At 68.4% G+C, this 11147-nt stretch carries 12 protein-coding genes; 11 read left to right on the top strand and 1 reads right to left on the bottom strand.

Annotation, left to right across the window (positions count from 1 at the left end; genetic code table 11):
* Window positions 1–255 precede the first annotated feature (255 nt).
* From ACP7CD_RS12470 to ACP7CD_RS12450, 5 genes are all read left to right on the top strand, one after another.
* Entirely contained in the window at window positions 256–1353 is a 1098-nt protein-coding gene (locus tag ACP7CD_RS12470) for a tartrate dehydrogenase (RefSeq protein ID WP_426120300.1), read from the top strand.
* A 261-nt stretch (window positions 1354–1614) separates the two neighbouring features.
* Window positions 1615–2781: a glycerate kinase gene (locus tag ACP7CD_RS12465; RefSeq protein WP_336650185.1), complete on the top strand. Its 1167-nt coding sequence runs from the start codon at window positions 1615–1617 to the stop codon at window positions 2779–2781.
* Between the two features lie 181 nt (window positions 2782–2962).
* Window positions 2963–3562 carry a sugar O-acetyltransferase gene (locus ACP7CD_RS12460; RefSeq protein WP_426120299.1) on the top strand — a complete coding sequence of 200 codons (600 nt, stop codon included), beginning with the start codon at window positions 2963–2965 and terminating at the stop codon, window positions 3560–3562.
* A 15-nt stretch (window positions 3563–3577) separates the two neighbouring features.
* Entirely contained in the window at window positions 3578–4177 is a 600-nt protein-coding gene (locus ACP7CD_RS12455; RefSeq protein WP_336650183.1) for a TetR/AcrR family transcriptional regulator, read from the top strand.
* A gap of 76 nt (window positions 4178–4253) precedes the next feature.
* Entirely contained in the window at window positions 4254–4949 is a 696-nt protein-coding gene (locus ACP7CD_RS12450; protein WP_336650182.1) for a hypothetical protein, read from the top strand.
* 603 nt (window positions 4950–5552) lie between these two features.
* Here ACP7CD_RS12450 and ACP7CD_RS12445 read toward each other — a convergent pair.
* Entirely contained in the window at window positions 5553–6143 is a 591-nt protein-coding gene (locus tag ACP7CD_RS12445; protein ID WP_426120298.1) for a recombinase family protein, read from the bottom strand.
* 657 nt (window positions 6144–6800) lie between these two features.
* Between ACP7CD_RS12445 and ACP7CD_RS12440 the strand changes: the two genes are divergently transcribed.
* The 6 genes from ACP7CD_RS12440 to mscL all read left to right on the top strand — a co-directional run bounded on the left by ACP7CD_RS12440 (window position 6801) and on the right by mscL (window position 10957).
* Entirely contained in the window at window positions 6801–7223 is a 423-nt protein-coding gene (locus tag ACP7CD_RS12440; RefSeq protein ID WP_336650181.1) for a hypothetical protein, read from the top strand.
* 555 nt (window positions 7224–7778) lie between these two features.
* Window positions 7779–8756, top strand: a complete 978-nt coding sequence (locus ACP7CD_RS12435) for an NAD-dependent epimerase/dehydratase family protein (protein ID WP_426120296.1) — start codon at window positions 7779–7781, stop codon at window positions 8754–8756.
* A gap of 253 nt (window positions 8757–9009) precedes the next feature.
* Entirely contained in the window at window positions 9010–9453 is a 444-nt protein-coding gene (locus ACP7CD_RS12430) for a hypothetical protein (protein WP_109267955.1), read from the top strand.
* Entirely contained in the window at window positions 9450–9761 is a 312-nt protein-coding gene (locus ACP7CD_RS12425; RefSeq protein WP_017831925.1) for a winged helix-turn-helix domain-containing protein, read from the top strand. The genes ACP7CD_RS12430 and ACP7CD_RS12425 overlap by 4 nt, the downstream gene beginning before the upstream one ends.
* Before the next feature lie 233 nt (window positions 9762–9994).
* On the top strand, window positions 9995–10195 hold the full coding sequence (locus ACP7CD_RS12420) for an antitoxin (RefSeq protein WP_017831924.1): 201 nt from the start codon (window positions 9995–9997) through the stop codon (window positions 10193–10195).
* A gap of 369 nt (window positions 10196–10564) precedes the next feature.
* Window positions 10565–10957, top strand: a complete 393-nt coding sequence (gene mscL, locus ACP7CD_RS12415) for a large conductance mechanosensitive channel protein MscL (RefSeq protein WP_031282206.1) — start codon at window positions 10565–10567, stop codon at window positions 10955–10957.
* Window positions 10958–11147 lie beyond the last annotated feature (190 nt).

Here is an 11147-nt window from a genome sequence, read left to right as displayed (position 1 = left end):
GACCACGGTGCTGCACGTGGCCGTGGCCAGCCGGCCCCCGGCCCTTCCCCCGGCCCCCCGGGCCTTCCTGGCAATCGCCGCCCGGCACACGGGCGCCCCCCCCCCCCCCCCCCCCCCCAGCGACATAGGGATCCCCTATTTAGGGGATGCGAATTGAGTCTTGGACCTTATCGACGTGAGGGCGTTCTACTGGTATCTGACACCGCGATGTGATGCGGGCAACACCGGATAGACCTCGACAAGGAGAGCACCACCATGGCTGAGCACCAGGTTTTCAAGATCGCCTCGATCCCCGCCGACGGGGTGGGCAAAGAGGTCGTCGCCGCCGGCCGCAAGGTCCTGGACGCGATCGCCGCCCAGTCCAACGGGGCCTTCTCCTTCGACTGGACAGAGTTCCCCTGGGGTTCCGAGTACTACGCCCAGCACGGGGTGATGATGGACCCCGACGGCCTGGAGGAGCTCAAGAACTTCGACGCGATCCTCTTCGGGGCCGTCGGGTGGGAAAACGTCCCGGACCACGTGTCCCTGTGGGGGCTGCGGCTGAACATCACCCAGAACTTCGACCAGTGGGCCAACATCCGCCCCGTGCGCTTCCTCCCCGGTGTGGTCTCCCCGCTGCGCAAGGCCGACGACACCGAGCTGGACTGGGTCGTGGTCCGGGAGAACAGCGAGGGCGAGTACGCCGGGCTCGGCGGGCGCAACCTCGCCGGCCGGGGCCCCGGCAACGAGGTCGCCGTCCAGTCCTCCCTGTTCACCGAGAAGGGCTGCGAGCGGATCATCCGCTTCGCCTTCGACCTGGCCCGGACCCGCACGGTGCGGAAGGTCTCCAGCGTGACCAAGTCCAACGCCCAGCAGTACGGCATGGTGCTCTGGGACGAGGTCTTCGCCCGGGTGGCGGGAGACTATCCCGATGTGCAGACGGAGTCGGTGCTGGTGGACGCGATGAGCGCCAAGTTCGTCCTGCACCCCGAGGAGCTCTCCGTGGTGGTGGCCTCCAACCTCAACGCCGACATCCTCTCCGACCTCGGCTCCGCCCTGGCCGGCAGCCTCGGGCTGGCCGCCAGTGCGAACCTCAACCCCGAGCGGCGGTTCCCCTCGATGTTCGAGCCCGTCCACGGCACCGCCCCGGACATCGCCGGCAAGGGCATTTCCAACCCGATCGGCACCATCGCCAGCGCGGCCCTGATGCTCGACCACTTCGGCCTCCACACCGAGGCCCGCCGAGTGGAGGCCGCGATCGAGGCCACCACCGCCGCCGGGCACCTCACCCGCGACATCGGCGGCACCGCCGACACCGCCGAGATCACGCGGGCCGTCGTCGACGCCCTGGCCGCCTCCCTGACCTCCGCCTGAGACTCCTGTCCCGGACCTTTCCGCCTCGCCCGGGGCACCCCAGGGGCCGGCCGACCGGCACCGCACTGGCCGGCCCCTGCCTGTCCGCACGGCCGGGCAGCTTTCATTCTTTTGCTCAGGGCTCAGCGCACCGCCACCGAGCATTCCCTTCTCGAGACCGAGGACAACACTCATGGAGCACACCATGGCCGGGGACACCCCCACGATGGCGGCCTGCCCGGTACGGACCCGGCCCGCCGAGCTGGTGGAGGAGGTGGACCGATGACGGCCGCCGTGTCGCCCCGGGTGCTGGTGGCTCCGGACAAGTTCAAGGGGTCTCTGACCGCCGCCCAGGTCGCCGAGGCCCTCTCCGCCGGCCTTCATGATGCCGACCCTGGGATTGAAACACGTCTCCTGCCCTTGGCCGATGGCGGGGACGGCAGCGTCGCCGCTGCCCTGGGTGCCGGGTACCGGGCGATGACGGTGCCGGTGACCGGCCCCATCGGCGACCGCACCACCACCACGGTGGCCTTCGACGGCACCACTGCGGTAGTCGAGGTCGCGACCACCTCTGGGCTGCAGATGCTGCCCGCCGATCGGCTCGCCCCGCGAGAATCCAGCAGCGTGGGATTCGGCCAGGCCATCCGGTCCGCGCTGGCCCACCGCCCGGCCCGGATCGTGCTGGCCTTGGGCGGTAGCGCCACCACCGACGGGGGCGCGGGGATGCTCAGCGCCCTGGGGGTCGTCTTCACCGACCGGACCGGAGAAGCCTTCGTACCCACCGGGGCCACCCTGGAGCAGGTCGCTGAGGTGGACCTCTCCGGCCTGGTCGATCTGGACGAGGTGGAGCTGGTGGCAGCCACTGACGTGGACAACCCCCTGCTGGGCGCCCACGGAGCAGCAGCCGTCTACGGCCCCCAGAAAGGCGCCACCCCCGACGACGTCCAGGCCCTGGAAGCCGGACTCGGGGCGTTGATCCGGCGCTTGTGGGAGGTCGGCTGGCCCGCCGCTGAGACCGCCGGTCTCCCCGGGGCCGGAGCCGCCGGCGGGCTGGGCTTCGCGGCGATGCTGCTGGGCGCCCGGGTGGTCTCCGGCGCCGGCTTCTTCCTGGACCTGCTCGGCTTCGATGACCAGATCGCCGGCTGCGACCTGGTCATCACCGGGGAAGGGCGACTGGACACCCAGACCCTGGCCGGCAAACTGCCGGTGGTCGTGGCCCGCCGCGCCTCCCCGCGACCGGTGATCGCCGTGGTCGGCCACAACGCCCTGGGCGCTGACCGGGCACCCGGGCACGGCATCCAGTGGATCCACACCCTCAGCGCGATGACCGACCGCAACAGCGCCACCGACCCGGAGCTCTCCACCGCCCTTCTGCGCGAAATCGGCCGACGCATAGCCCGCAGCCTGTCGCCGGCGGCCAGCACCACCGAATCCGTAAACGCTTTCTAGCTCCCGCCGAAGGGAACGGCCTGACACCCGAGGCGTCAGGCCGCTCGATGCCATGGCACTTCCCAAGGTCCCCGTGGACCCCGTATGGGGAACCCCTGACGGGACCATATTTCAAGCCGAGGGGCTAGAGACATCTCTATGCGCGTGGACGGACGCATCTCTCATGCGTACGATCGTACACATGACTGACTACACCCCTGCCCCGGTGGACTACTTCGCCGGTGACTCCCGCACGAACCGGCAGCGGATGCTGGCCGGGGACCTCTACATCGCTGATGACCCGGACAACGCGGCCGCCTTCCACCGGGCGCTGCGGCTGAGCCACCGCTACACCGCGGCCTACGTCGAGGAGCCCGGCTCGGCCAGGCCCCTGCTGGAGGAGCTCTTCGGCGCGGTGGGTGAGGGCGTCGAGGTCCGTCCGCCGCTGACGGTGGACTACGGCAGCTACATCACCGTCGGGGACAGGACCTTCATCAATGCGGGCCTGACCGCTCTGGACGTCGCAGCCATCACTATCGGGGCCGACTGCCAGATCGGCCCGAACGTACAACTGCTCACTCCCACCCACCCCGTGGAGCCGCAACCGCGCCGCGACAAGCTGGAAGCGGCCCAGCCCATCACCATCGCCGACAACGTCTGGCTCGGTGGTGGGGTTGTTGTGTGCCCCGGGGTGAGCATCGGGGCCAACAGCGTCATCGGCGCCGGAGCGGTCGTGACCCGCGATGTCCCCGCCAATAGCCTGGCCGTGGGCAACCCGGCCCGGGTGATCCGCAGCATCTGAGGCGAGGAGCTTACCGTGAGGACCCGCCGCACCGACCCGGACCGGCGTGACCGGCTGATTCAGGTGACCCTCGATCTCATCGCCGAGTCCGGGGTGGCCGGGATCTCCCACCGCAAGATCGCCGCGGCCGCCGACGTGCCACTGGGATCGATGACCTACCACTTCACGAGCATGGACGAGTTGCTTCGTGAGGCGTTCACCCGCTTCGCCGAGCACATCGCCGGTTCTTTCCAGGCCCGCCTGGGCGCCGCGGGGAACCCCGAGGAGGCGGTGGATGCGGTCGTGGCCCTGGTGCACGATCTGTCCGGACCGGACAGCCACCGGCACCGGCACCGGGTGCTCGCCTACGAGCTTTATACCCTGGCCGCGCGCGAGCCGCGGTACCGGGCGATCACCACCTCCTGGATGCGGCGCAGCCGCCAGGAGCTGCAACGGCACTTCGACCCCTGGACCACGCGGCAGCTCGACGCCCTGATCGAGGGGCTGGCCCTGCACCGGGCCCTGGACGACGACCCGTCCGATCGCTCCCTCACCGAGGAGGCTGTCCGCAGAATCGTCACCCCCGGCCCGCGCGCCGTCCCCGACGATGAGGACTGCGCGCCAACGCGGCGCTGAGACCGCACGCCAACCAGCACGGTGCGCGGGACCGTCCAGACCGACCAGCCATGCAGACTCCCGGAAGAAGGCAGGCATGTCCCCTCCCCTGGTGTTGCCGCCCGAAGAGCCCGAGGCCGGCCCGTGGTCGGCTGTCAGGATCGAAGACGTTGCCGCCCTCCTCCTGGAGGGCCTCGAGCACGCCCCGGGCCGACCCTGGATCGTGGCCGTCGACGGCCGTGGCGGGGCGGGCAAGTCCACCCTCGCTCAGCTGCTGCTGCCTCACCTTGCTCCGGCGGCCGTGGTGCACACCGACGATGTGGCCTGGCACGAGCCGTTCTTCGGGTGGGGCCACCTGCTCGCCCACGACATCCTGGAGCCACTGCACCAGGGCCTGGCGGTCTCCTTCCGCCCACCTGCCTGGCCCGCCCACGGCCGCCAGGGGACGATCGAGATCCCGGCCGGGCTGCGGGCCGTGATCATCGAGGGCACCGGAGCCGACCAGCGCCGGTTCGCCGAGCAGATCGACCGGAGGATCTGGGTGCAGGCCGACCACCAGCTGGCCGAGGAACGGGGCATCGTCCGCGACGTCGCCCACGGCACCAACGGCGACGCCGGACAGTCGCGCCGGTTCTGGCACGAGTGGATGGCTCACGAGCTGCCCTACTTCGTTCAGGAACGGCCTTGGAGCCGGGCCGACCTGATCGTCGCCGGCACCCCTGTCCTGTCCTTGGGAGAGAACGAACTGGCCTGCGCGCCCGGGCCACGCCGCACCAGCCCCTCATACCCCTGACCCGGAACCAGCCAGGGCCCTGGCCGGCACACACCATCCGCTCAGTTCATCCCGGCGACCACCCACACCGGGCAGTGAATGTGGGGCGCCACCTAAACCCGGAGTGCCAGGACCCCCGGTCGTCGCGACAACAACGGCACCTATCAGTTCTTCGTGTGACACTGTCCCCCGTGCATGACGCGTCCACGAAGGGCCCTTAATGTACGCCGAAGCAGGTGCGCTGCGGCATTGCCGTGGGGTTAGCTGAACCGATGGGGGTGCTGGAATGAAGCCGTTAAGCGAGGCATTAGGTGCGTTTACCCCGCAAACGGGGACGCCCCGGGAACAGTTGCAACAGGCGCTGGCTGCGGAAATGAGCTGGCACCATGCGGCCCTGGAGCCCCTGGCGACTGTTCCGCAAGCGATGGCTGACACGGACCGCTACGTGGCCGGCCAGGGGAGCCTGACCCAGCTCGTTCGCCGCATCGGCGACTACGACGCACCAGCGTGACTGCAGGATCGTCACTGCGAAAAATCGGCCCCTGGAGAGCCTAACCGTCTCCGGCAATGGCCATACGCATACGCAGGCAAGCGTTGGATGCCATCCGTGCAAGCCTCCTGGACTCACCCCACCCCTGGGGGCAACTCCCGGATCCGCCGATAGAGAGTCGCCCGAGACATGCCGAGGTCCCGAGCCACCTGGGTGGCCGGCTCCCCCGTGTCGATCAGCCGCAGCGCGTTACGGACCTGGGAGTCGGTGAAGGTCTGGCGCCGCCCGCCGAGGTCCTTACCGGCGGCCCTGCGCTTGGCCACCGAGTCAGTGATTCGCTCCCGCTTGATCTCCAACTCCATCTGGGCCAAGGCGGCCATGACCGTGAACACCATCGAGCCCATCGGGGTCGCGGTGTCTACATCTCCCCCACCCAGATTCAGCACCCGCAGTCCGCCCCCCCTGCCCCGCAGCGCTTCGGCGAAGACCAGCATGTTCTGCGTCGACCGACCCAACCGGTCCAGCGTCGTGATGACCAGCGTGTCACCCTCCTCGAGGGCGGCCACCGCCCTGTCGAAGGCTGGGCGGGACGCACGACTTCCAGACACTCCACTGTCGACGTACACGTCATCACGTCGCACGCCGGCATTCAGAAGGTCAGACACTTGGCGGTCTGCGTCTTGCTGGCGCGTCGACACCCTGGCGTACCCGATTAGCTTCCCCATGTCACCTCATCTGTCTCGCAACTGACGTTGAGTATCCGATTCGAGGGGTACGGATAAAGCACAAGGATGCGAGACACCCGGATCCGCGGAAACATGCGGACGAAAATTTCTGCCACGAGACGTCTCGCATCCCTTGACCTGCGAGACGCCCCACCGCGCCGAGAGTTCCTAAGACTCGGTCTCACCCGTTGACAAACTCCGCCAGAGGCAGGGTCAGTCGGTGAACCATTCATTGGCACTCTGCCGGGAGGTGCCCAACGCTCAGCCAACCCCAGCCCAACCACGGTTACCTCGCTCGTCTGGCACGCATCGCCCCGCACCTGGTGGCAACTCTCCCCACGCCCATCGTTCCCGCGCCTGACAACCTGCGCAGCAGCGCTGTCGACCACCACGAAAGACCCGAGAAGCAGACACCCCCAGCGTCATGACACCGGCCCACACCACCGGCGACCCCCAGTCAGCACCCGGGCCAAATGCGTCACCTCGCATCCCTTAGGTTGAACGGCGGCCAGCTGTCACATTACTCAGCTTGCTTCCAAAGTGGTCGGCCCAGTGCCTACCCTGGGCAATCACCACCAGGCCCCCCCGACCCGTCGGCGCGATCTTGCCCAGGCCGCCGCCGTCAGACGATCCGTCACCTTCGAACAGGAAGTAGACATGAACAACTCTGCATCTGGGCCTCTGGCCGTCGAGCTGCACCCCGTCTCTCCCACCCGGTGGGTCGCCACTTGCTACCCCATGGTGGAGACCCCCGCAGGCCGCTGGGCCGAGGTCACTTGGGACCTGCACCAACACCAGATGCCCGCCGTGACGACTCCCCTGGAGCCGGCACGGTGGCTGGAAGCGTGCAGCCCCGATGCCGATCACCCCTGCTACGCCGGCCACCGGGGGTGGGCTGCCCAGCTGGCCGCCGGCTACGCAGCCGCACTGGCCGTCCACGACACCGAGACCGCCGAGGGGCCTTTCTCGGCCCAGGATGCCCAGCTGCTGCGAGAGGACACGTTCCTTGTGCCCGCCGGACAGCTCTCGGAGTGGGTGGTCGACGATTTGATGGGCGAGACCTCAGACGTCTGCGGCTGATTCTGCGCACAGACCATCCCTTCCCGCACCGGCCGCCCACCCCTGGGCCCTTCTGTTCACAACCGCACATTGATGTGTCACGTTGTGAATACCACCACATCCTCGGAATTGCCGGACGGGGCGGGAGCGAGCATCGTGGCTTATCAGGGGGACAGGTGATCTGCATCCGACCATCCTCCAGCTTCGGCCGCGTCGACCGGCCGCACCCTCGGTTCCGGGGGGATCCGCGGTGCGAGCCAGATCATGGGTACGCGACGAAGCAGCACGGGGCGGGGTGGCCGGGGGGCCACCCCGCCCTGGCACACCCGACCACGACACTGCAGCGACAGTGGGCAAATTCACTCCCGAGAAGCTCTGCTGCGGGGCTGGAATGGCGTCGATGGCTTCCTCCTGGACCGCACCAGCAACGTCATGTCGCTGACATCCGGCCAGAACATGGATGCGGTGACCGCTCGCGAAGGGGCACGGTAGAGGCGAGGTCAAGCAGCAGCACCCACAAGCCATCAGGTGCGCGGGCGTTCATGACCGGTGGCACGGGGAGACGATGAGCGGCAGGTGACGACGGTGAGCAGTACGGACAGGATGCACGTGGTGGTCGGTGCCAGTGGCGGAACCGGCAGCGCTCTGGTGCGCGAACTGCTCCGCCGGGGACGCAGGGTGCGGGCGATCAACCGCAGCGGACGCCTCAACACCCCGCCCGGTGTGGAGGTGGCGGCCGGGGACGCCAGGGACGCCGAGCGGATGCGGGAAGTGTGCCGGGGAGCCGGTGTGGTCTACAACACCGTGAACGTCCCGTTCACCCAGTGGCGGGAGAGTTTTCCGGCCGCGGTGGACGGGGTGCTCGCCGGCGCACGGGCCGCCAGCGCGACGATGGTGTTCGCCGACGACACCTGGATGTACGGCAGGGTCACCGGGCCCATGACCGAGGGGCTGCCCTACCGGCCCGTGAGCGACAAGGGGGTCCTGCGCGCCTGGCTCGCCGAGCGGGTGATCGCCGCCCACAGCAGCGGACAAGTGGCCACCGTCATCGGCCGCGCCCCGGAACTCTACGGCCCGGCCGTGGAGTCCCTGCTGGGCCGCAATCTGTTCGGCCCCGCCCTCACCCACGGCCCAGCGCTGTGGGTCGGTGAACTCGATCAGCCGTTGGGCCCGATGTTCGTCGAGGACTTCGCCCACGGCCTGGCCGAGCTCGGCGAGCACGAGGCGGCCCTGGGCCGGGCGTGGCACCTGCCCACCCCGGAACCCATCACCGCACAGGCTTTCCTGGACCTGCTCTCGGCCCAGGTGCACCGACCGGTCAGGGTCCTGCGCCTCGGAGAACGATCGGCACGCACCCTGGGCCTGGTGTGGCCAGTGGCCCGGGAGGGCGCGGAAATGCTCTACCAGTTCAGCCAACCGCACACTGTCGATGCCAGCGCCTACACCACGACGTTTGGCCCCGGCCAGGTAACGCCCTACGCCCAAGGAATCGCCCACACTGTGGACTGGTACAGCACAACGGCCCGACACTCCTTCCTGAGGATCGGGCGATGAACCCGTCCACCTGATGCTGCATGACCTCATGGACCGGGGGCCCCTGCCGGGGCCGCACTCGGGCAGAGATGACCAAATCAATCCGCCCCTTGCCGACAACCCAGTCAATGTCTCGCAACCAAGCTGGCTCATAACTCATGAGTTGGGAGGGGCGGTGGGCTGATGAGCAGCAATTGGTCCAAGGCACATACTTGTGAGAGTGGAAAGTATTTGCTTTGATCGTGACATCATGTCTTTTCTGCAGGAGGACCCCGTGGGCCATCACCTCACCCCCGACCAAGCCCGGCAGCGGCTGGACGCTATCCGGAGCCGTCCCCTGGTCACCTCCCGAGACCGTGCGGTGCATGCCGGGGCGACGGCGGTGTTCGGGGTGATCACGGTCCTCTACATGGCCGCCCAGAACATGCGCTCCGACCGGGTGAGCTATACCGTGGCCACCGCGGTGTTCGTGGTTGCCTGGGTGGTAGCGGTGTGCTGGATCGAGCGGGTGGCGCGGACCGTGCCGCGCCGGGCCAAGGCGTGGTCGCGGGGCGGGATCGCAGCCTCTTTCGTGCTGACGCTGACCGTGGTGCTGCCGTGGCTGAACCTCTCCGCCCAGAATTCCCCCAATACCTGGCCCATGGTCGCCGCCGGGGCGACCGTGGCCGCCGTTCCCGCTCTGGTGGCTGCGGTCGTGATCCGCTGGGGGGCCAGATGAGCACCAGGGCAGGACGCCACGCCCGGCACCGGCTGGACGAGCTCATTCACGCCCCGGTGCGCCTGAGCATCGTCGCGGCCCTGGCCCAGGTCGACGAGGCCGAGTTCGCCCGGGTGCGCGACACCGTGGAGGTCTCCGACTCGGTGCTCTCCAAACAGGCGGCCCAGCTCGAGGCCGCCGGCTACGTGAAGATCCGCAAGGGCTACGTCGGCAAACGCCCCCGCACCTGGCTCTCGCTCACTCCCACCGGGCGCACCGCCTACACCGGTCACCTCGAGGCTCTGCGCGCCATCGCTGAGGGCGTGTAGAGGTTCAGACGTTCCCTTTTCCGGAACAGGACAGCCAGGAGCAGCCACCTCATTTGCCCGGCTGGAGGGGCTGATCCCTTTTCCCGGACGAGTCATCGCGCACCCCTTACCGTGCGCACTTCCACACCCTGGGTCTTTTCGGCGATCGATTGACATGAATCGAAGCGGTGCTCCAGGCTGGGGAGTTCCCGGGCGGAGAGGATTCGCCCTGACCGATCGAGGAAGGAGTCAGCATGGTGGACATCGGAGGCTTTGCGGACAAGGCTAAGAATTTCGCCGGCGAGAACCCGGACAAGGTGGAGCAGGGCATCCAGCGCGGCGGCGACATGGTCGATGACCACACCGGCAACAAGTTCCAGGACCAGGTGGACCAGGCTCAGGAACACGCCGGCGGCCTGCTCGGCGGGCAGAACCCTGAGGACCAGCAAGGCTGATCCAGACGGGGTATCACGGGCCTCGGCCCCCCCTGGGGGGACCGAGGCCCGCGCCGTGCCCGCCCCCTTGAGCTCGAAGAACCGGCGCCCCGACCCGGGCACGGGAGGCGGATCCCCCGACATCGGGCCGACCCGCTGCTGCGCACTCCGAGCCGGCTACTACCGCTCTCCCCGTCAAGACCCGCCCCCTGCACCCGGTGCCACCCCCCTGTCCACCCGCAGGAGACGGGCATACAGAACCCGTGGGTGCCGACAGTAGTGGCCGCTCAGACCGATATGCCGCCACCGGCGCATCGCAAGTTCTCGAAAGCGTCTCTAAAGGTGGATGGGAGCGGCTCCGGGGGAGCTCAACACCGGTAGTCTGAGCGCATGCTTAAAGGATTCAGAGAATTTATCATGAAGGGCAACGTCCTGGACCTCGCCGTCGCCGTGATCATCGGCGCCGCCTTCGCCCAGGTCGTCAACGCCCTGGTCGAGTCCGTGCTCATGCCCGCCATCTCCGCACTGGTGGGCTCACCCAACTTCGACTCGTTCGCGATGGTCACTCTCAACGGCAACGACATCAAGTTCGGGGTGCTGCTCACGGCGCTGGTGAACTTCCTGCTCGTGGCCGCCGCCGTGTACTTCGCGATCATCATGCCCATGAACAAGCTGATCGAGGCCCGCAACCGGCGCCTGGGCATCACCCCGGCCGAGGAGGAGGTCGACCCGCAGGTGCAGCTGCTCACCGAGATCCGCGACTCCCTCAAACAGCGCTCCTGAGTTCAAACCCATCCTTGACGGGGGCCTGTCCCTACCCCGGGGCAGGCCCCCCGTTCCTGTCCTCCGGACGAGGTGACACCCGTCAAGCCAGACCCGGACAGCAGTCGTCACTACCTCGCCCTGGTGAGCACCTCGACCCCATGAGCGCCTCGACCCTATGAGCGACTCGGCCCCGAGGGAGCGAAACCTC

The organism is Kocuria sp. LHG3120 (assembly GCF_049897445.1).
Taxonomy (GTDB): Bacteria; Actinomycetota; Actinomycetes; order Actinomycetales; family Micrococcaceae; genus Kocuria; species Kocuria rosea.
The sequence above is the reverse complement of the archived record's forward strand: the minus strand, read 5'-3'. Positions and strand labels throughout refer to the sequence as shown.